This is a genomic window from Pedobacter psychrotolerans (assembly GCF_004340665.1).
In the GTDB taxonomy this organism is placed as follows: domain Bacteria; phylum Bacteroidota; class Bacteroidia; order Sphingobacteriales; family Sphingobacteriaceae; genus Pedobacter; species Pedobacter psychrotolerans.
In genome coordinates this window covers 884522-906552 of record NZ_SLWO01000001.1, presented here as the reverse complement: position 1 = coordinate 906552, position 22031 = coordinate 884522, and the positions used below count along the sequence as shown (strand labels likewise).

The window sequence follows — 22031 nt, the reverse complement described above, 5'->3', positions numbered from 1 at the left end:
CTAATGCTCGGGTGGTGGAACTGGTAGACACGCAGGACTTAAAATCCTGTGCTTTCAAAGGCGTGCGGGTTCGATTCCCGCCCCGAGTACTTCAAAAAAATCGAAATGAAAGCCTTGATGAAAATCAGGGCTTTTTGTTTTATGGTTCGACTCCGGGAACAGCCCCTTTTAGGCATGTTCTAGGCCTTAAGCTTTGAATGGAGTAGAAGACTAAGAATCTTTGACTCCAGCCATCATCTGAAATATATAAGTCTTTTCTCAATCAATTTGATGAATATTGAAAATGATACTCTTTGGAAATTCTTTCCCTTGAATTAAGAGTAATTTTTTTTCGAAATGTAAGAAAGAGGTATCATAAATCATAATAACCCTCTTTTTATTTAGATTGGGAGAGATCACAGTCGAACACCTGATACCTATTTTAACCTTTTTTGATACCCTTAAATTTGGGTAACATTCAGAGTCTAAATATCTAGCTGATAATGACACTAATTAAAGTACTTGTCCGCAACAAGGGAATAAATGTATCCCTTTTCGCAGACGAGTACTGAAAAATTACTTGGATCGAATCAAATTTTTGCCATTCAACATATTGTTCAATTTTTTATAATGTCATTATTTAACTAGGTTATCTTAATTGAATGTCAACTGCACCTGGGTTAGCTTTTATGAAATATTTCTTCTCCAACTGTCCGAAAACGTTAATAGGATCATGACCTGTTATATAACTATTTTCGTAAATAAAATTCTTGTTTCTGAAAAGCATAGTTTCAATCTCAGAGGATTGTTTTACAACGGCAGTTCCAAAGCTGTTATGATAACTATTAGTAATTCTATTAATGAATGTATTATTAGAAATGGTAGAAAATGGATGTAATACTATTAAGTAGTCTCTAGCGCGGCTGATTGCTACGTTGTAGATATACTCCTTTGATAATAAGCTCTTGGGATGACCCGTATAATAGTAATTATTTGGATTAGAAATAAAAAACACTAGATCACACTCATCCCCCTGAAAACCATGAACCGTATCTGCATAAATTTTTACTTTTTCAGAGATACCGAAAGAGGCGATAAGTTTATTCATCATAACAGCTTGAGCTTTATAAGGAGCAATAAGTCCAATTGACCATGATTCATCTCCAGCAAGTGCAGTATCAAAAAATTTGACAATTTCACTTACCAAAATAGCACTGTATATGTGATATGAGCTATAGAATAATTGCCTAATCTTAAAAACGGAATCTTCGTTATTCAAAGGAATATCAATAAACAGAACATTATTGCTTATCAAGTTCTGAAGTTCAGGTGGTAACATCTTAGGTTTATTTCCTATATTTTCCCTATGATGTTGCAGTAGACCCCCATATGATAGTTCACTGAATAGCTGACCAATTTTACCTACGCTTCTATATTGAATATTCAAATTTTGAATAGAATCACCACTTCTCAATAATTGCTCGTTTTCATTAAAACTTCTAATATTCATCATTGAATAAACATTTTCATCCTGAATATCCAACTCTTCCAATTCTTTATCATTTACATCTACTACCGGAGGAATTTGTTTAGGATCTCCAGCAATAATGAATTTTACATTAGGGCTGAATTTGGATATTGCCATTATCGCAAATACCAAATAGGGAAGGTTAATCATTGACGCCTCATCAAATATTACATAATCCCAATGCTCTTCTAGTTTGAATAATTTGATTTCATTGTTTAGCTCCTCCGTGAACGCTGATGTATAAGGCAAACGATGAATCGTCATTGCAATTACATCTGCCCATTTAAGCACTGAATTATTCACCGAAGATTGATAAACTTCTGCATCCAAATCTTCTAATTCGGGATCAGTAGGTCTTCCAATACGGGTAATTGTCAAATATTCATTGTTATCATTCAATTTCTTCAGCTTTCCACCTACTTGATCATTAGGATTCTTGGATGGTATCAACAGCTTCTTAGACAAAACATCTGCTGCTTTATTAGTTGGAGTCAAAAAGAGTATTTTTGTTTTTGGATTTTCCTCTTTTATATCAATTATTCTTTCGCAAAGGGAGGTAGTTTTTCCGGTTCCCGGAGGGCCATATATGAAATGCAGCGGAGGTAGTATCTCTTTTATTTCATCCCAACTTTCTAAGTTGCTTTTATTTGCAAAGGCATTTCTTAGCTCTTTTAATAAATCAATTTGCGGAATAAAGGTTATTTCGGCCTGAAAGATAGTATCTAGGTTTTCCGTCAAATCACTGGGTATTCCTTTTGGACAAAATATCAACAGATCCTGACCTTGCTTTTGGGCTCCTTCAACTAATACATCTACTCTCTTGTTGTTATTTAATGTAACTGACAATGAAAAGTCACTGGCTTCCTCTATGGCTTCGCTGACATATGAACTTGCACCACACAGCAAAAAATATTTACCCGAAATTAGCTGATTTACAATCTGACGCTTGATGGATTGGAAACGAATCGTTTTTTGCTTATTATTATCAGTTGTATTACCACTGAAGGTTAATAGGTAATCTAAATAAGACATAAACCAACTATGTGAATATTTAGTGTTGCCTTTTATATTATCTATTAGACCGTTACGCTCTTGCTTTAAATTCTGTTCTCTGAAAGCCTCTTGTAGTGCCTTTAAATGTTCGCTATTTACATCATCTATACTAGCAGAATTATAAGCATTGTAAATACTCGCTAGCATTGTGTCTCTTCTGGAAATTAACTCCCCAATCAATTCTGCTAATGAATTCCCTGATTCTTCCAAAGCAGACTTTAAACCCTCCAAGTGAATATTTTTAGTATAGTAAATTCTCACCCATTCATCTTCTTCTACGATATAAAAGCCAACGTCTACAATTGTTCCAATGTATTCCCTTTTCTCTTCATCCGAATCGAAGATTCTAAACATCAATTGATCCTGCTTTGTGAGTATAATGTTATGACGTTTGCTCCAATTATGGTAAAAGGGTTCATCATGTTCCTCTATGTTTATTGGAATGAACTCCCGTTTAAATTCAAATTGATCTGTTTGGTCATTAAGTTTCTGAACGGATAGTAATTCTGATTTAATTATGCAGTAGCTGGAATAAATGTGATTCAAATTATTCTGATCGTTTTGTTTCAGCTTTGAATGTAGCTCGTCTTCTATTTGCCAAATTTTGGTTGTGGATGAGTTTACAAGGTTGAATGAAATACTATCATTGTATACCAGCAAAGGACATTCGACATCAATTTCAATTAGATGAGTTATTATACGCTCAAGTATCGAAATCCTAAAATTATCTTTCCCATCATCATACATTACCGGTTGATTATTCAAAGTGGTAAAAGCGCCACATAAACCTTTAAGTATATTGAGTAAGATAGTATCATTAAATTTCAAGGGGTCAATAATTTCTGGCAACACTTCTACATCCCTTGATAGAAATTGTCGTAATGGCTCCAGAAATTTGTCGTTTACAAAAACACCAATGCTTGTTAAAAATTCCTTTTTCGATTTTTCGTCGTTGTACCATTCTAAAAAGTCAATGGGTAGTATTTCACTTTCAATATGCTTTCCGTTTAATACAAAATGCCTTGGGTTTATGCCTAGAAAATCTTCCCATTCAGCGTCTTTTTTGTAATCTCTTGTTGCAGGAGGTAATCCTTTCCAGCCATTATATAAATAGTCCAACTTATGTAAAAGCTGCTCCTCTGAATTCAGTATGTCAGGCTCCATTCCTTTAACAAATAAGAATCTGGAGGCGATAATATCATCTTCACTTTCTCCAAAATTGTATACGTCGAGATCTCCAAGAGAAAGTACTGATTGCAAATCGTCGTATTGTTCGTTTAATAGAGAGCTCCCATTTATATACACTTCATTTTCCTTAGATAAGATAACCTTTCCCCCTTTTAGAAAATACCATTTGTTATTATGGCATTTTACTGCAAACCTTTTTAATTCGGAAGGAGCATACTTATTAGAAAGTAACACAAAAGCTAGCTGATGAGAATTGGTAATTGGTAATGCATCCTTAAGCAAGTTTAATGATCTAAGAACTTTTTCAAATCGATTAATAAGATCGTCTGTAATCCCAACGCTTGAAATCTTGAACAATCGATCTGCCTTTGCAGAGCTAATCAAATTTCTATCTAAAGCTGCATCGTGAAAATGCTGTATGAGATTTATTATCTGTGAATTTTCCAGACTTAAAATTTGAGATTGAGAGAGATAAATTGACTTATCTCCTCTCTTTACCTCTATAGCGTCCTGAGCACTTTCTATTCCTCCAATGTTAACCTCCTGATCACCATTGTATATTATTATTTTGTGTTGTATAGCTTGTAAATCATCAGTTGCGATTTTTTCTTCAAGAACGGCATCAATAAGCTTGAAATACATTTCGTTCTGACGTTCTTCCTGCCAGGAAGCATCTAATCTCAAATATGTCAAAGAACTTAATAGTCTGCTTTTATCTTCATGCCGCTCATTCAGTACCAATTCAATCAGATCCAGTTCTTGTTCCATTGTTTTTTCCTGAAACAATTCAATTAATTGGCCTATCAAAGCAGTACCAGACATTTTAATTGCTCCATCTTTAACTTGAATAGACGTAGGAATTAGAATAAACTTTTCTTGATGAAACTTTCCTATATAATCAACAATACGTTTATCTAAAGAAGAATACTGTATTAGATTTGACCCATTATTAATCAAATAGTTGTCTCCATCATAGGATATCGTATTGTGTTCGAAGAAGTCTATATCACAAACACTACACAAAAGCAACAAGCCGTTAATGTCATCGATTGATATATTCTTCACATCAATTGATAAGTTAGCTATCCCACTAGAATAAGAAAGTGGTGTCTCATCCAAATGCTTAATAAGAATAATGTCCGGTATATAAAGCCCGTAAATTTTGAATGCTATATTTTGAACCTTGGAAAAAAGCTCTTCTGATAAAATTACAAGGGTACTGTTGTAGAAAAAATTCTTAGTTCTTACTACTTCCTCTTTAAACAGAATCAAATCATGATTTGATAATGAATGTTGTTGTTTTTCAGACCAACTACTTTCATCAAATATAGATGCAATATGGCTAACTATTGAATTTACTTCTTTAGGAGTTTTTGCTATCTGGCTTAGTATGTCTTCCCAATATGGGTATATAATTTGTTCATAAACGGCTGTCTTGTCATCCAATAAGTATGCTTTTATCTGGTCATCATATTCCTTGACAGAAATACTGAATATATTGAGCCAGGAACTATCTCGCTGTGGTGCTAATAATGATTTGAAAGCTACAGATTTACCTAAATTATTCTCAAATAATTTAAGTTCTTTTATCCGTTCATTTACATTGTCAGCGTTAAGAGTTCTAAAGGCATTGAATATTTTTAATTTTTCGTCTTTACTAAGCTTAGACAACATTTCATCCTTTACCGACTGGCTGAATAATTTAGTAAGTTCAGTATATCCACTGTGTTTGGAAGATTGCAATAAGAATGTTCGGTATTTTTCAACGAACTCAAATTCTGTCAAATCTAATTCTGTTGTAATTAAACCTACTTTTTGTAAAATTTCCTTTATTCCACCAAGGCTATTGTGTAAAAGAAAGTAACCCTCGTTTTCTCTTTCTAAAAATTCAGCAAGTGATAATGTTTCTCCATTTGAAAATTTAAATAGCTTTAACTGTATTAACTGTGATTTTATACGGTCAATTAAAGCTTTATCTGGCGTAACTGATGATATTTCCTTTAATATTAATTTTATTCTGTCTTCATTGCCATCCAACCAATTGTTTACTTTGGTTTCAATCTCCGCATTTTCAAGTAAATCAAAAATGGTATAGTTTTCAATTTCGAGTTTTTCTTTGGCTCTAAGATAGATATCAGCATCGTTCTCATTCCAATAAAACCAATGTACGTCTTGCAGTCTCCACGCGTCAGGGTCAATATCAATTCCTGTTTTCTTGATAAACACAGTACGGTTATCAGCAACAGTTCTGAAGCTATTAATCGTAGAGTTATTGCAGACAGGAATATATTGTTTTAGTAGCTCATTTACCGGGTCTACATATGGTGTTTCAATCCACAGTCTAGCTTGGTTGGTACTTTTTCCAGATGTTAATAGTGATGCATAAAAGTGGAGAAGAAGTGACTTGTCATCTGGATTTTCAGATTGAGAAAGCTTTTTTAGTTGTTCCTCTATTTTGTCAACAAGCACTCTTAGCAGACGTTCGTTTATCCCATCTTCCTTGCTGTTTCCTGTATGCAAAAAGGTTCTTGAACTGCCTTTATAAAAAGCATTGGAGTGAAGTATATAATTGAAATTATGTACTTCTTCCGATAAAGGAAAATATAAATATAGATTAGGAGCCCCTTTAAAATACTCACCAATTTCATTATGCTTTCTAAAACCGAACAAAACTTCAATGTCGGCCTCATCTGCAACTTTTCGTCGTTGTTCGTTGTTTAAATCATGGTAATTCTCCACTCCGAACCTAATATAAGCATAGGTATCTTTATCTATTTCTTTCGATATTTTCAGTTTAATGTATTCTAGCTCAGGATAAGTTATAGGCGCATTATCATTTAGCTGAACAGTATGTAGTAACTTTTCTTTCCGCTCTTCATAGCTTGCGGTTTCCTTCAGGATGGCTATCGCAAATTTTACGCCTTCTTCTAGATTCACTTCCGCAAGTTCTTCTTCTTTACCTTTACCCAATTTGATAAAAAACAAGGCTCCCTCATTATAAGTATCTTTATCTAAGATATGCTGATGTTTTTTAACCCATCGGGAAAGCACCTTGTATTCTTCGCTACTGAATGGATTAACCTCGGCTAGTTGACCATTTGCCATCTTTGGCAATTCTTCTACACTATTATTTTCCGGTAAGCAGGGGAAGCATGTTATTAAAATTTTAAATAGCCATGGATAGTCGTCTGCCATTTCAAAATTACGGTTGGCTTTAGCATTGTAGCTGAATTTTACTGGTTCAGCAGCATCTCCACTAGCCAGTTGTTCGATTTCATAATTTTTCCAGCTAAAAAGTATAGGGCCCGAATGCTCATTAATTAATTCTTGTAAGCCATTGTCTTTACCTACTAAGCGGTGCGCAAGCTTAAAACCAATGCCGAATTTACCTATAGTATGACTATCGTTACTTTTAGTGGATGAGCCTACATTGAGAATAGACCGAACACTGTCAAGATTAAACATCTTACCATTATTGGCAACCAGTAGATAGTGGTTTCCATCAATCTCATCCTGCCCCCAAAACATTGCATAATGCGTACTGCCAGCATCTACCGAATTTTGTAAAAACTCATAGACAGCCTGTCCGTCTTTTGCCATATCCAAGAAACTTTGCAAAAAATTTTCGATCCCTGCTTCAGCTTTTCCGTATCCCTCCTTGTCCCCGTGATATATTTCAAACCATCCAAATTCTACTTCATTAGAGTTAGGTTGATTTAAAAAATTACCGATGAAATTTTCATTACGGTCATCTAACCTAAGGCGACGGACTTCGTTTTTATAAAAGCTTCGATATTGTTGGATATTTTTTATCTTCATGAGCTAGGAGCATTAAGTTTTAGAATGGTAGTAAACAGTTTATCATCGGATTTACTCATCATTGGAATGAGTTATTTTATGCTGGGAGCGGATAATTTTCCATTCACCAACTGCGATTTCTGCTTCAAAGGCAGTAAATATGTTCTTCGGTTTTCCATTAACCGTAATGAGTTGCATCAATTCATTAATGCATCGACTTCGATCACGAACAGATATTACACTCTGTATAAATGTAGCCATGTCTGTAATAGGAACATCTATTTCATTGGACACCGGTACTGGCATAGGCTTATGAGTAATCAGTAATCCCACTACAGAAAAGCCTTCAATATTGGTCACTCCAATTTTGTTTATTGTCTTTAATATTTCAATATAATTTTGAACTTGTACAGCACCTTTTTTTAGCTCATTCATCTTATAATCAACCTCGGAAGCAGTGATTGGCCCGATAAAGTGTTTATAGTCTATTACGCAGAGACATTGTTCAACAGCGTCTATAAGAATAAGATCAGGATGAATCTGTTTGCCATCGAATTTGATTACCTTTTCTATATAGCATGTCCAGCTGCCAACACCATTTACTGAGCTGTGTAGTTCATTAAGGTTAGACTTCTCAATAAGATTGATTAATTTATCATAGACTTTCTTTTTAGAACCTTTGTTTAATGCTCCCAAAATCATTCTAGATGGCTCTATCTGGGAAAAGAGGTTCGGCAAAATATAATATGTACCTGATGAAGAAAGGACAAATGGCTGAATAGTAACACTTGTGTGAAAATTATTGGGATTGAAAGTTAGATCCAATATTATCGCTTTAGCTACGTCTTGGGTAAGTCCCGTAATCGTGGATGCAAGCTTATAAAATTGCATAGTACTTAGATATAGAGGATTCGAGCCAAAAGAAAGATTTTCTCCTGATTTGGAATCCAAAACTGCTTCCGTCCAGCGGATAAAATAAAAATTAAGAAAAAATAAAGCATAAAATTGTCGAAGCTGTTCCAGGTTATAACCATCGAAATCGGTAGTTTTCTGTAGCTCTGGAAACAGTATTTCACACATTTTTCTGTAGAGTAAAGGATAAGATTTAGAATCTTTTCCTTTACTCCAGTCGATATGATTGGCAATTGGAGGTTCCAAAAAATCTATATCTTTTATCCATTCTTCAAACTCGTCCTCCATTTCCTCATGTGGATAGCTAAGATAAACAGCCTGCATTTGTTCAGCATATAAAAGTTGCTTATCATAGATACTGGAATAATCGTATTTTTCAGGATTAAGAAATGTGATGGTTTTATTATTCTCATCGAGAATAGCATTTTTAATTCCTCTCGACCAGGTAACAAACTCTTTTGCGATCATGTGATAGCCAGTTCCCCAACCTAAAAAGTCGGCAGCCATCTCTTGTAACTGCCGGCTAGATTTATTAGAGGTATCAAGGGAAACTGGTTGAGTTTGTTTCAACATCCATCTGATACAATGACCCAGTCCATGCATCATATTATTCAGATAAACATTAAAATTATGGGCATTGTGGCCATTTGCTATTAAGTTATCTCGATGTCGTTCTGTATCTCCATAAACTTGTAATAAGTAAGGAATGACGATATCCTCAGAGTACTGATAAAATGCGTAATTAACATGAGCTTTATCTAGTACCTCTGATTCAAATTTTCTTATTTTTTGTTCGTCATCCATTAGAATGTTAGGATACAGAATCCCTTATTGCTTTAAAGTTTGCCAATGCGCTTTCTATATTCTCTATGATATCGTCGATTAATACATCCGGATCTGGGAGGTTATCTAAGTCGATAAGATTATCATCTTTAAGCCAAAATATATCTAGGCTAGTTTTATCTCTTTCAATTATTTCTTCGTAAGAGTATTTGCGCCAACGACCTGTTTCACTCATTTTATTCCAACTTTCTTCTCTTTTCGAGATATCTGTTGCTTTAAAACACTTTATAAAATCCTCCAAATGCTCATGTTTTAATGGATTCTTTTTAGGAGTGTGTCTAACATTTGTACGATAATCATAAATCCAAACCTCTTTCGTAGCTGGGTTATCTGATATCGTTTCCTTTTGAAAGAAGAGAACATTTGATTTAACACCTTGAGCGTAAAAAATTCCGGTAGGAAGCCTCAAAATTGTGTGCAAATTTGTATTTTCAAGAAGTTTCTTACGAATTGTTTCACCTGGGCCTCCTTCAAATAGTACATTATCAGGTAATACTACTGCAGCTCTTCCATGATCTTTCAACATGTTTACAATGTGTTGTAAAAATGAAAGTTGTTTATTACTTGTCGTTACCCAAAAATCTTTTCTTAAAAAGTAGCCATCCTTTTCCGCTTGTTTTTTATCAATAGTTGGAATATCGCTACTACTTATTCCAAAAGGTGGATTAGCTAGCACTATATCAACTTTCTCCGATTCCAAAATTTCTCCATCATCCCTCTTTAAACTATCAGTAACTTCTATTTCTGGAGTTTCCTTTAAATCTCCAATACCATGTAGGAAAAGGTTCATTAAACAAAGTCGAGCTGTGGCTTTTTCAATTTCCCATCCTTTGAATGTCTGGAACTTTAAAAATTCCTGTTGTGGTTTAGTTAATTTAGTCTTTCTTAAATGATTAAGAACGCCCAAAAAGAAACCGCCGGTACCACATGACGGATCGGCAACAGTTTCCTTCGGTTTAGGCTGAATACAATCGACCATTGCATTAATTACAGCTCTTGGTGTAAAATATTGGCCAGCTCCACTATTTTCAGCATTTTTTTGTAATAAGGATTCATAAATTTCACCTTTCACGTCTATTTCATGTGAAGTCCAGTCTTCTTCATCAATTAGATTGATTAATTTTTTTAGCTTAACTGAGTCATGTATTTTATTTAACGCCCCCGCAAATATCTTACTCAGCATCCCGCCCGAACTCGACAATTTTTTTAAAATAGATTCATAAGTTTCGATTATTTGACCAGACGATTTTAATTCCTGCCAATCACAACCACGGGGAATTTGATACTGACTTTTATTCTCATCTGCCATTTTGAGAAATAGCAAATAGGTAAGTTGTTCCAAGTAATCTCCATACCCTAATCCATCGTCACGGAGGGTATCACAGAATGACCAGATTTTTGCTACTAATATGTTTGTTGATGCCATTAACTTTAATTTTATTAAACCAGTACTCTTTCTACTTCTTTAAGCCAGCTATATTCGTCGTCTTTAATCTTTTCTTTTACAAAATTTCTGACAATCATTGAATATGGTTCTGTGTATTTTGAATAATTATGAAGTAGAAGAAAACACTCATCTATTTTTTCATCTCTCCTTACAGGATCATTTATATTGTTTTTAATTATATTATGAGCTTTTTTTACCGCCATTTCGCAATTGGCCCAAATTTTACTCCTCCCTCGAGTTAGCGGTTTGTGATCTAACCCATAGAATTTTATAGAAAGCAATGCTTTTTTATTATATAATAAATTGTCTGTTTCATTATAAGTTGGGTAAGGTTCGCCATTTTGATCGAAAGATATTAAAGTTACATCTCTCGGTTTAATTGGGTCAATAAGTAGTGGCCTTTCACAATCGCATTCTTCATCTCCTGTTTGAGCCAAACCGATACCATCTAATGGAAAAAAATTGCCCTTACCATAAACTTCATTTCCTGAGTCAAACCTATCCTTTCTCAGTTTGTTAACTAAAGAACCTGCTAATCGAAAGTTAGTCCAACTATATGAAAGCCACCAATATCCATTTTCAAGTATCACGGCTCCTTCTTCGGACTTAGATTCAGCTTTAGGTCGGAAATGTTCTATTTCCCATTCGCTTGAATTTTCTGGAGCTTCAGAATACCAGCATTTGTGACCTGATAATTCTGATAGTGCTGGATATAATTCTCTCCAAATATTATTTTTAGCCCAGTAATTACTTCTTTGCTTTTTATTCATGGGACGAATTACATTCAGGCATTGCTCTGCTCGTTGAGTCCAATCATCAAAGCTTCCTATATGATTACCTTCAAGGCTATCGAATTTAGCTTTCAAGTCAGATAAATTTATTACTCTCATGTAGTACTATCTTTTTGAATTAATTTTAGGACACGTTCTGCGGCTTTGGTACTTTGCTCTGCTAATAACTGTTTTTCTAATTCTGTAAGTTCGGTTTTTCCAAAAGCTTCCAACTTTGACATTTCCGCTAGATAGGCTTTAAACCACTTGTCTTCAACCTCTTCATAGAAACCATAATCTTCTAACTCTGCCTTTAATTTTTGATACTCGTTATATTCAATCTCATCTAGTTTTTCTCGCATTAAACGACCCTGTAGATACCTTTTACGATTTAACTTTTCCTGAGTTTTTTTATCTAAAATGGTAGGAAGACCAAACAAAGGACTGGTTAATATGCCTGCAACTCCAAGACCTTTTGGACTTATATCCGGCTCACTTACTTCCGTCTTATAATCAGTATCGCGCTTAAATACTCTCACTTGTTCTTTTTCCATACCTCCTATAACGAGAGGGTCATGTGTGCAAAAGACAATTTGAGTTTTAGCAGATTTACTTACTACCTCTTCTAGGAACTCAAGATATTTCCATTTCCATAATGGATTTAAATGTGTATCTGGCTCATCAAGCAGAATAAGTGCTTCATCGTCCTTTGTGAATTTAAGAAGACCAAGGACAGTAATTAATTGCTTTTCACCCTCACTAAGTTCACCCATCGCCAATTCACCTTCTACGTGTTCTTTTAGAACTTTTATCCTGACGTCCTGATCCTCTACTAACTCGGAATAATGAAGGCTACACAAAGCATTAAATAGGATGATTTTGGTTTCATACTTCATCTCGACAAACGCTCTTATTGCTTCTTTGTCTTTCAGAAATAGAAATAAACGATTTAATGCCTCTCTCTTATTTAAAGCCCCTTTGACAGTTTCTTTATAGAAGATTGGCACAATAGAGAAATTCCATAGATCTTCAATGAACCTTCGAACTAAACCCGTAGTATTCCAAAAGTGATCAGGGTCTTTTCGCGATTTTGACCAGTTCGGTTGTTTCAACATAAAGAGGGCTGATCCAAAATCAACTATATTGAGTTCTCTTTTTAGAAAATCAATAGTTTCTTTTTCTCTTTCATCAAATAAATAAAAAGCAATCAGAGCAAAGCTAGCATGAATTGGTTCAACTAAAAAAATACGAGGCATCTCTTTAAAATCCTCATATTTTGATTTTGGATCCATCATTTTTTTAAATTGCTGAAGTTTATGATCAGCATACAAAGATTTCAATCGTTCACTTAAACCCGAATAATATACAAAAACATGGCTAGGCAGATACTCATTTTTGCCTTTGAAAAACTGTGTTTTTGACTTTTTTTCGTTATCGACTGAGAAAATATATCCTTGCTGTGTAGAGTAATCTACCTCTATGGTTTTATTTCGGCAATTGTAATTTATATAATATTCAAAAGGCTGACTTTGCTTATGTAATATGGGCGCTCTTTCTAAATCTAGGTCTCTAAAAATTATAACTAAAGCTTCCATAAAGTTAGACTTACCAGTTGCATTCAATCCTAGCAATACAGTCTCCATGGAACTTTCATCAAAATTAAAATGAAAATTTTCAAGATTCTTAAATCTGCCCTTTATATGTACGTTATTTACTTTCATCTTTTAAGCTTAGTAGCGATTCTGTTTCTAATTTTAATTCATCTATAAGATGGTAGATTTGTTTTATCTCACTGTAGAACCGTTCGATATCTCCTTCACTCGTTGATTTTTCCCACAGTTCTTGGGCAGATATACTTCCACTTGATTCTTTTAATATTTCTAGGATAGATTTTTTAGTCTCCATGTCTCTCTTTTGTTTTGGGTTACTACGGATTATTTTTTTCTGACTTTCAAGGTATATTCTTTTTTCCTCTCGTATAATAGTCAGCAAAATCTCCACAGAATCATTTGAAATATAGTCTACAAGTCTGCCTTCAAATGATTTTTTTAAAATTGAATGTTTCAGAGCAATGGTTTCATTCAGGGCATCATCAACTGTTTTCTCTAATTTACTTATTAGCGTGAATTGATTTTCGATTATTTGCACTATTTGAAATTGCTCTTCTTTGGACGGAACTGCTATGGGAGTTTGACGGATATTGCCCATAGACAACGATGGTTGAGCGACAGCTTTAGATGCCGCCAGTAGTAATTTTTTCCCTCTGGGAGATTGATAAAAATACTCTAAGAATTTAGTTTGTATTCCGCTATAGGGTCTAGCCATTGCTATATTTGGCCCGAGAAAAAACTTTTGTCCTTTGGGTAGTGTAGCTACATTTCCTACTCCAGCTCCAACAAATACAAGTATCAATTCATTTCCAATAAGTTTTGATCTTTTCAAATGTTCTACCGATTCAGCTAGTACTTTGGAATAAATTGTTTGTTTAAATCCATCACGCCCTGCATTTTCAGCTTTGATCACTGGCAAATCTCCCTTATCCGTGTACTTAACATACTCAGTATATTCAAATCCTGCAAGTTTTGTAACAAAGGTTATAAATCCAAGTTGGGTCCATTGCCATTCGCGAGGTATTTCCCACTTTCTGTAAATTTGCTCGTCTGTCGGTTTGTCCGGTACAATCGGTTTTGTAGGTCTTGAAGGCCTTTGACCTATTGTTTTTTCTTTCCATTCTATTAGAAAATTATTTCATTCCAAAACTTGTTGCTCATAGGTAGACTGTTTTTCTTTCTCTACATTAGCAATTAATTGTTTAGCTGAAATAGTGATGAGTTTTTCGTCACGCCACCTTTCCGTTAATTTCCCAGAAAAAGCCTGATTTAAAAGTACTTGTTTATATATTTTCAGCCCTTTATTTGCTTTTTCCAGCCCTTTTTGAGCCTCATCAAGTTTGCTAAATAAAGACTCTATTTGATGAACTATCAATTGTTGTTGATTGAAAGAACATAGCGGGAAAGGAAAAATTTGTAGAATCTTTTGGCTAATATTGGGTTGTGCTCCACCAATTCTTTTTTGCAAAAGTTTCTCTCTATTATGCAACAAATAATAATAAAGATACTTACCTTCTAAGCTTTTTGTTGTTTTAAGTGCTGCTACAGCTTGGTTTGTTGCGGCATCAATTCCTAAAAAAGCTAACTTCCCAACTGTTGAACCATATAATGCAATTAGTAAAGTTCCTGAGGGGAAAATTTTAGCGCTGGAGTTTTCAACCGCTTCTTGGCTTATGGTCTCTTCAGTTTTAGTTATTGTATTATGATTCAATTCACCAGATTTCACCCACGGAATGTTGCCATTGAAATAGCTGCGATTCCCTCTATCGGGCGTACCTCCACTAGATAATATTGCTATATCATCAATAGTTGCCCAAATCCAACCTTCCGGTAAATTATACGGTTCTTGTAGTTCTTTCATTTCTAAATCTTTTCTAAAAGATTTGTTTTTACAAATTTGTATGCTTCATTTATATTATATTCAATGCCACTAATAAGCAATCCGCTCATATCTCCCTTGAAATCAGTATCTTCAATTTTTCTTTCCATATTCTCCAAAAATTCCTTTTGCGACACATTGTTATCTTCTTGCTTCATGTAAAATTTCCAAGCTTCGATAATTCTTGTTGAATCAACATCAGTCTGTGTTATCGCAAACCACATATCAAACAAGTCTCTTCCTTTTCGTCTCTGGTACAGGGCACGCATTTTAGTACCTAATAACTCCGCTAATTCATAGGTGGGTATAAGAACTTCACCAGTATACCATTCCGATTGCATGGCGTGTTTTACATCCTGAATGCCAAAAATGGTATGGTGTTCCCGGCAATTAACCTCAACCTTTAATCTCAATGGAATTCCACCTTCTGAATCAAAGCGGTAAATCAGTGTATTATTATGTTGTTTCTGTTTACGTATGGGTTTGTCACCTAAAAAAGATAATACCTCACGGAGCTTATCCATAATTGGCCCAAATGGCTCTGCAGTAATTTGCACTAAATCGATATCTTCAGAATACCTAGCGGTAGGAGAAAGATATAATTTGTGTAGTGCCGTTCCACCTCTAAATGCTAATCTCTCTTTTAAATACTCATCACTATATATTGCCATTAAAGCCCGCTCAATAACCAGATCCTGTTCTACCTGAAAATCCTCCTGCCAGGGAGCCTTCTTACGCCATGCTGTTATATATGACTGTGGAATCATAAATCTGTTTCTATTTCTAAATTTTGCACAACCTTCCAGTCATTACCGGTTATCATCTCCGGCTTTTCCTTCTGCGGTCTTAACAGTACCGGGAAATAATTCACTGTTTTTAAGTACTCTTTTATTGGCTCGCTTAAATCACGCATATTCAAAATCTCTTCTAGCAGGAAGCCTAAACGTTGAACCGCAGTTATAGGAGAATATCGTTTTGCTAGGTCAAGCATTTTATTGGGATCAATGCTTTCACAGAGTTCTTGCAGCACTGTCGCCACTCTGTTAAGTCCACCAGCCTGATCAAAATAATACACTAAGTCCAGCGCAGTTAATTCCGGCGATGATACGTTTATATATCCTGTATCAACCTTCTTTTGAACTATATCATCTTTGTCCCATTCTTTCTTTATATAGAAGTTTATTTTCAGGTTTTCGTTATTAATATTCCGTAAACTTGGTTTCATTGTGATTACTGAAAAAGTTTGAGGCTGCTGGTGTGCAGCTCCATAGTAGGCTGCGGCATTTAACAGGCCTACGTAATAATCTTTTCCCAAAAACTTCATCAAATCTGCGACAAATAGCGATGGCGGGAGTATGCCTTTACTCCGGTACTCGGGAGTGATAACTACATAGAATTCATTCCTAATTAAAGCAATTTCTTTCTTCTTTTTAAGTCTCTGAAGCGCTTTTTTAATTGCTTCATCTGATTGTTCAAATTGACTACGTACTTCCGGCAACGAAAAAGCATACCTTCCGTTGGAACGCAGTTCATTAATAAAGTCCTCTAAATAACCGTATTGCCCTATCATTTAAGTCTTTGTTTGATAAAGGGGTCATTCTTTGTCCCTTTTTGCAAATGTAAACTTAATTATTATTTTGATTAGAGCCAATTCCAGCGGCAGTTTTATGTTATTATTCCAGCAATGAATTGCTTAATAATGGATTACATTTTCGTAACTGCACCTTAAATATACGAAGTGTAGTATTGCAATTTTATTTTAATTCGCCTAAGTGTCAAATTACTTCGTTGCAAAACAGTAACAAATACGTAACGGAGCAAAATTTTGCAGTTTCAAAAATAGTCCGTAAATCGCTTCTGTAAGTCAGAAAAGCACATTTTGCGTTATAACGGGGCCGTTAGACATAAGATTTACAACCCTTTACTTCATCTATTTCATTCAAAATAGCTAATGTTTTTGCATACTTTTCATCTCATATTTCTGCATTATATAGTAGTATAAGAGCGATTTTTACAAGATCTTCAATAAACTAGTTCGACCTTAGTACGTTTGGAGTACTTAAGGAAACAACCTTAATAGGTTGTTTCCTTTTTTATAGCAATAAATTAGTCAGATTAAACTTTCGGTAAGCTGTAACCGTTGTGATACTGGGCCAACAGGTATTTATCGTTGATCTTCTGGTCTGTAAACTCGTGTTTGGCATTGTCCCATGATAATTTTTGTCCGCTTCTGAAGGCAAGATTTCCCATTTGCGCAACGGTAGCTACATGCGCAGCATCCTGTATAGAGCAGTTCAGTTCTTCTTTTTTTCTGGATCTCACCACACTAAAGAAATTGACCATATGATTGTCTAGTCCATTATCTGATGATTTAACAAAGGGCTTGCTCACTTTATTGCCACTTACCTTTTCTTCAATAACTTCCCAGCCTTGCCTGTTGAGGATCAGCGTACCGTTGTTACCGATATAGGCAATCCCATGATTACGGTTATAAGATCCATTATCAATGCCCATGGCAGAGTCCCATACCATGTTGAACTTGTCAAACTCATATAAGGTAGTCAGCGTATCAGGAGTTTCTTCATACAGATCAGGATAAGCAAAGCGTCCCCCTAATGCAGATATGGTTTTGGGTACAGGAGAATTCATACCCAGCAAGCCATAATCCAATAAATGCACGCCCCAGTCCGTCATTAACCCACCGGCATAATCCCAGAACCAGCGGAAATTGAAGTGATATCTGCTCGCATTGAATGCTCTTTTATTCGCCGGCCCAAGCCACATGGCATAATCAACGCCTGCAGGCGGTAAGGTATCCGGTACTACCGGAGCAGGTTTCATCCAGCCCTGGTAACACCATACTTTTACAGTTCTGATATTTCCCAGCTGGCCGCTCTTTACGAAATCAACGGCATCTTTAAAATGTTGCTGACTGCGCTGCCATTGACCCGCCTGTACAACCTTATTATATTTTTCCTGCGCTTTTACCATGGTACTGCATTCGACAATAGAGTTACCGACCGGCTTTTCAACATATACATCTTTTCCAGCCTGTACGGCATGAATCATCATCAAGGCATGCCAGTGATCAGGTGTCCCGATAATTACGGCATCAACATCTTTATGATCAAGCAGCGCACGATAATCTTTATATCTTTTTACTTTTGCGGCATCAACATTCATCGACTTTAATTCGGCCATCCTTTCATCAAGCACATTGGCATCACTGTCACACAGGGCAATCAGGTTTACGCCCGGTACTTTGAGGGCCGCTTTAAGGTCAGACCATCCCATGCCTTTGATGCCTATTACACCAATATTGATTTGGTCGTTTGCGCCAATAGTCCTATTAAAAAGAGCATAGGCAGGATTGTCTAAAGCAGAAAGCATGGCAGTGGTTCCCACTGCGGTTGCAGCGTAGTTGAGGAATTTTCTACGGTTTAGCATTTATATTTGGTTTAAGGTTCATACTGAAAAGTAAATTACAAAATAATTAGTAGAGCATCCAAGATATATCGTTAAAATCAATAAGAATGTTACCCACATTGGTGTCCTTTATAGAGCGTGATCCCATCCTGTTATTCCCACTTTTGTTTTTCCCCTTTGTAAAAAACAAAGTCGCCCAGTTTACCAGGAAAACTGATCATTCCATTTAATGTTGCCATAATAATTGAGTATATTAGCGTAAGCAAGGGAATGATCAATTGAATATAGCATTTCCCCCCCGCTCTTTGTCAAAAATTGACTTCTTTACCCCGCCTCCACTCCACGTTTACCCCACATCTACCCCACCTTTAACCCACTCGTGCTTAGCTTTTGCTTCGTATATGATAGAAGATTGTTTTATGCGCCATTTGAGATCAGGTTTATTTTTGGCAACAAGTGAAGATGATAGTTTACATGATACAGCCAAGAGGGGAACTCCCCTCCTAATTTAGGAGGTCCAGAGGGTGGTTAACCATTCAGTAGCAGTTTTCAATTGACAAATCATAACCTTCCGAACAACTGAGGTGAGACACCAACCAGTAGGTTAATTCTATGCTTTCAAAGGAGTGCGGGTTCGATTCCCGCCCCCAGTACTTCAAAAAAAACCGAGATGAAAACACTGACTAAAATCAGGTTTTTTTTAAAAAGAAAAATTTGTTTTTGAAGAACGCTGTAGGCATATAAGATTGGTTTAGATCAAAACTATGCCATGTAAGGTTGGAAACATACCAGGGTAACTAAGTTAGCAAATGCAGGATTTACTTATCAAGAGATCATGAAGTTAACTGATACAACAACCATCAGTCATTTATTGCTTACAAGCGAGATCTTATCGTAAATACAACGATGATGAAAGGAAAGACATTTGGCTTTTAAAGCGTGACTTATCGTTTTAACTCCTCAATAGCAATGCTTCAGGCGCGTTAATCATTATTGATTCTATAATATTAGATTGAATGGGTTTATTATTAATAAGTACATTTTCATTTGAGGACGTCGGCCAGATCTTGATAAGATTAACACTTGCTAAGTCCTTATCTGATAGTTTAACTTCATCACTTCTTAAATACCTAGAAATCAAAACCATCTGCTTAATACCCAAAAGGGACAATTGATAATTGCATTTCTGGCTGAGATGATCAACTTTGCCATTCATAATATCTGATGCAGGCATAATTTTGAAAGCTTGATGAAAGAGTCTCCTTGAAAAATCAAGATTCCCTTCTTCTGCACGAGCGAGAAAGAACTCCCATTTACCAGTGGGAACCTGAAAATTATATAATGCTTCTCTTTCTTCTTTATCTACTGCCATGCTATCGGGCTGATCATTTTCAAGGATTATTGAAACTAACATCATCCAAACAGCAATCGATTCCCGTTCTTTCTGTGTTAGCGTGACCTTTTGTTCATTAACCAATCTTTTGACAATAGGCTTTGCTTCGTTCTCTATTATGGACATCCAATGGTTATTACATTTAGCACATACTATTTTCAATCTCTTAACTCCCAATCGCCCTTGTTTCAATTTTTCATTTGGCCTTATGATTAACTCACCATTCGAATATTCAGTTATAGTTTCAAAATTGAGATGACTTATCCTATTCTCTGGAAATTCCTTCTCAATCCAGTTAGGAATGCAGTGCTGTTCAGAAAGTGGTGAACCTCCACAAAAGATGCAAACTCGCTTAAACTGTTGCTTTTTTATTCTTGATTTCGATTTAGCCATTTCCAAAAATATAAAAAGCCTTCCATTTCTGAAAGACCTTTAAATCAAACGGGAAATGATTTATTTATTATTTAAGCCAATGCCAAATTAAGAAAGCAATTACGCCAACAACTATCCTAAAGGTCCAGAAGCACGGTTTTTTCCCTTGGTTTCATCAAGTTGGCTTTCCTGCTTCTTTATTTTTTGTTTTGAGTTATCGATACTATCTTTCTGCAGCTTATTGACCAGAATTTTTAATTTGGATGAATCAGTTAAATCCTTATTATTTGTTATCTCTCGATTTATAAGCAATTCATTCACTCCAACATTTCTTGATTTACCACTGCTTTTAAGATTCGTGATTAAATTATTGTTAAAGGGGTTTCTTGTAATGGTTAACCTTATTCCAGAACCTACCAATGTTAATGTTGTGTCGCTTTTAAGCTCTTTGCCGTATCTATTCTAAAAGAAGCAGTATTCAAAAATAATTTAGCACATTGGAAATCATTTTTTGACACGGAAAGTAGACCCGGTTCACTAGCTTACTTAAGTTTTATTGATCATCTTTTAAACAAAGATGAAGCATATCTCACAGGATTATATAAAGCTTTATATAGCGAATATATTAATTCAATAAATTGATAATCTGAACTTCTGTTGAGCTTGAAACTAAAATCATCTATCCTAAAAGATCGGCCAAACTTTGCAAATCGTTAATAAAATAATTCGGCATTTCTTCCAGTGAGTACTTCAAAAAAACCGAGATTAAAGCCTTCATGAAAATCAGGGCTTTTTCAGTTTAAGCCAGAAAGATCATATTCAAATTTGCGCAGAAAAGAATTAAAATTTATCTTAGAAGCAGTCTAAAAATTATAAGTTATCAACTTACGAAATTTCCTAAGCCAGTGCGCTGAAGAATTTCGTCAGTTTTGATGATAATACCACAAACTTTCGAAGTATTTCCCCAACAACGGCCACCAAAACTTCGCAAGTTGATCCTTATTTATGAAATTTAGACAGTTTCTTAGAAAAGAATAAAATTATATTTTAGGCATAGAATGAAATAGAACTGATCTATGCTGTCAGAACTAATCAGAAATAAACGATTCATAAAAATGAAAAACATAAGCTTATTGATGCTGATTGGTTTGTTTAGCATATCCTTATCTGCATCTGCGCAAGAGAATCGTTCAGATACTTTGTATACAGACTTAGACCATGATTTGATTAAAGACGTAATTACTATTGATCGACAAAGCTCAGTGATCATCTGCAAGCTCTCCACGCAGAAATTCAAATCCATCCGAAGCCTGGAACTGGAACTCGACCCCTCCTCATCTGGTATCCGAAAAACAAAGAGCGGCTTTGAGTATTATAATAACTGGATGCGTTCTGGTTATGCCTGCCAGTTCAGGTATAATCCAAAAGAAAAGCAGGTGCAATTAATTGGTATGAGCCGGTATGAACTCGGACCTGCAAGCAATGATGGCAGCGGAGAATCAAGTGTTAACCTCTTAACTCATGATTATATTGGTAACTGGAATTACTTTGATAATAACAAAATGAAATTAATTCCAATCCCTTCCATCAAGAAAAAAATGATCTTCTCTACGGTGTATTTATCAAAATATAGTGAGAAAACATTTTATAAATATCAGGATTGGTGTACTCAGTTATTTGAAAAAGCGAAGGCAAAAATGCTTCAAAAAGGATAAATAGATTACACCAGAATAATCATGTATTGGAATATATCCCCTAAAACAGCCAGACAACCATCTGCTCTGCGCAACCATCTGCATTAAGGCATCTAAAATAATTTTTAAATTAGTTTTG

13 protein-coding genes and 2 tRNA genes are annotated in these 22031 nt (G+C 35.2%); 3 read left to right on the top strand and 12 right to left on the bottom strand.

Annotated elements, in window-relative coordinates; all coding sequences use genetic code 11:
- The first annotated feature begins 5 nt into the window (after window positions 1-5).
- Window positions 6-89: transfer RNA gene (locus EV200_RS03920), tRNA-Leu, on the top strand.
- A 539-nt stretch (window positions 90-628) separates the two neighbouring features.
- On the opposite strand, the gene EV200_RS03915 is transcribed toward EV200_RS03920, so the two are convergent.
- The 10 genes from EV200_RS03915 to EV200_RS03870 form a co-directional block, all read right to left on the bottom strand.
- Window positions 629-7567 carry an AAA domain-containing protein gene (locus EV200_RS03915; RefSeq protein WP_132529488.1) on the bottom strand — a complete coding sequence of 2313 codons (6939 nt, stop codon included), beginning with the start codon at window positions 7565-7567 and terminating at the stop codon, window positions 629-631.
- Window positions 7568-7618: 51 nt separating this feature from the next.
- Window positions 7619-9262, bottom strand: a complete 1644-nt coding sequence (locus EV200_RS03910; RefSeq protein ID WP_132529487.1) for a hypothetical protein — start codon at window positions 9260-9262, stop codon at window positions 7619-7621.
- 7 nt (window positions 9263-9269) lie between these two features.
- Complete coding sequence (locus tag EV200_RS03905; protein ID WP_132529486.1) at window positions 9270-10727, bottom strand: type I restriction-modification system subunit M; 1458 nt, start codon at window positions 10725-10727, stop codon at window positions 9270-9272.
- 14 nt (window positions 10728-10741) lie between these two features.
- Window positions 10742-11638, bottom strand: coding sequence for a hypothetical protein (locus EV200_RS03900; protein ID WP_132529485.1), 897 nt, complete (start codon window positions 11636-11638; stop codon window positions 10742-10744).
- Window positions 11635-13239, bottom strand: a complete 1605-nt coding sequence (locus EV200_RS03895; RefSeq protein ID WP_132529484.1) for an AAA family ATPase — start codon at window positions 13237-13239, stop codon at window positions 11635-11637. The genes EV200_RS03900 and EV200_RS03895 overlap by 4 nt, the downstream gene beginning before the upstream one ends.
- On the bottom strand, window positions 13226-14116 hold the full coding sequence (locus EV200_RS03890; RefSeq protein WP_262707923.1) for a restriction endonuclease subunit S: 891 nt from the start codon (window positions 14114-14116) through the stop codon (window positions 13226-13228). Before EV200_RS03890 ends, EV200_RS03895 begins: the two co-directional genes overlap by 14 nt.
- Before the next feature lie 150 nt (window positions 14117-14266).
- A complete protein-coding gene (locus tag EV200_RS03885) occupies window positions 14267-14989 on the bottom strand; it encodes a restriction endonuclease subunit S (RefSeq protein WP_132529482.1) in 723 nt (240 codons plus the stop codon).
- Between the two features lie 2 nt (window positions 14990-14991).
- Window positions 14992-15774: a nucleotidyl transferase AbiEii/AbiGii toxin family protein gene (locus EV200_RS03880; protein ID WP_132529481.1), complete on the bottom strand. Its 783-nt coding sequence runs from the start codon at window positions 15772-15774 to the stop codon at window positions 14992-14994.
- The gene (locus EV200_RS03875) at window positions 15771-16577 is read right to left on the bottom strand and encodes a type IV toxin-antitoxin system AbiEi family antitoxin domain-containing protein (protein ID WP_132529480.1); all 807 of its coding nucleotides are present in this window, start codon (window positions 16575-16577) and stop codon (window positions 15771-15773) included. The genes EV200_RS03880 and EV200_RS03875 overlap by 4 nt, the downstream gene beginning before the upstream one ends.
- A 545-nt stretch (window positions 16578-17122) precedes the next feature.
- Entirely contained in the window at window positions 17123-18454 is a 1332-nt protein-coding gene (locus tag EV200_RS03870; protein ID WP_132529479.1) for a Gfo/Idh/MocA family protein, read from the bottom strand.
- Between the two features lie 557 nt (window positions 18455-19011).
- Here EV200_RS03870 and EV200_RS21705 point away from each other — a divergent pair.
- Window positions 19012-19086 (top strand) — tRNA-OTHER (locus tag EV200_RS21705).
- 299 nt (window positions 19087-19385) lie between these two features.
- Here EV200_RS21705 and EV200_RS03865 read toward each other — a convergent pair.
- Both EV200_RS03865 and EV200_RS03860 read right to left on the bottom strand, forming a co-directional pair.
- A complete protein-coding gene (locus EV200_RS03865) occupies window positions 19386-20219 on the bottom strand; it encodes a hypothetical protein (RefSeq protein ID WP_132529478.1) in 834 nt (277 codons plus the stop codon).
- A 111-nt stretch (window positions 20220-20330) separates the two neighbouring features.
- Window positions 20331-20618 (bottom strand): hypothetical protein, encoded by a 288-nt coding sequence (locus EV200_RS03860; protein ID WP_132529477.1) that lies wholly within the window; start codon window positions 20616-20618, stop codon window positions 20331-20333.
- A gap of 695 nt (window positions 20619-21313) precedes the next feature.
- Between EV200_RS03860 and EV200_RS03855 the strand changes: the two genes are divergently transcribed.
- The gene (locus tag EV200_RS03855) at window positions 21314-21913 is read left to right on the top strand and encodes a hypothetical protein (RefSeq protein WP_132529476.1); all 600 of its coding nucleotides are present in this window, start codon (window positions 21314-21316) and stop codon (window positions 21911-21913) included.
- The last annotated feature ends 118 nt before the right edge of the window (window positions 21914-22031 follow it).

Excerpts from the sequence above, each read along its gene's own strand:
- EV200_RS03915 (WP_132529488.1), bottom strand. The coding sequence starts at position 7,567 with ATGAAGATAAAAAATATCCAACAATATCGAAGCTTTTATAAAAACGAA.
- EV200_RS03910 (WP_132529487.1), bottom strand. The coding sequence starts at position 9,262 with ATGGATGACGAACAAAAAATAAGAAAATTTGAATCAGAGGTACTAGAT.
- EV200_RS03905 (WP_132529486.1), bottom strand. The coding sequence starts at position 10,727 with ATGGCATCAACAAACATATTAGTAGCAAAAATCTGGTCATTCTGTGAT.
- EV200_RS03900 (WP_132529485.1), bottom strand. The coding sequence starts at position 11,638 with ATGAGAGTAATAAATTTATCTGACTTGAAAGCTAAATTCGATAGCCTT.
- EV200_RS03895 (WP_132529484.1), bottom strand. The coding sequence starts at position 13,239 with ATGAAAGTAAATAACGTACATATAAAGGGCAGATTTAAGAATCTTGAA.
- EV200_RS03885 (WP_132529482.1), bottom strand. The coding sequence starts at position 14,989 with ATGAAAGAACTACAAGAACCGTATAATTTACCGGAAGGTTGGATTTGG.
- EV200_RS03880 (WP_132529481.1), bottom strand. The coding sequence starts at position 15,774 with ATGATTCCACAGTCATATATAACAGCATGGCGTAAGAAGGCTCCCTGG.
- EV200_RS03875 (WP_132529480.1), bottom strand. The coding sequence starts at position 16,577 with ATGATAGGGCAATACGGTTATTTAGAGGACTTTATTAATGAACTGCGT.
- EV200_RS03870 (WP_132529479.1), bottom strand. The coding sequence starts at position 18,454 with ATGCTAAACCGTAGAAAATTCCTCAACTACGCTGCAACCGCAGTGGGA.
- EV200_RS03865 (WP_132529478.1), bottom strand. The coding sequence starts at position 20,219 with ATGGCTAAATCGAAATCAAGAATAAAAAAGCAACAGTTTAAGCGAGTT.
- EV200_RS03855 (WP_132529476.1), top strand. The coding sequence starts at position 21,314 with ATGAAAAACATAAGCTTATTGATGCTGATTGGTTTGTTTAGCATATCC.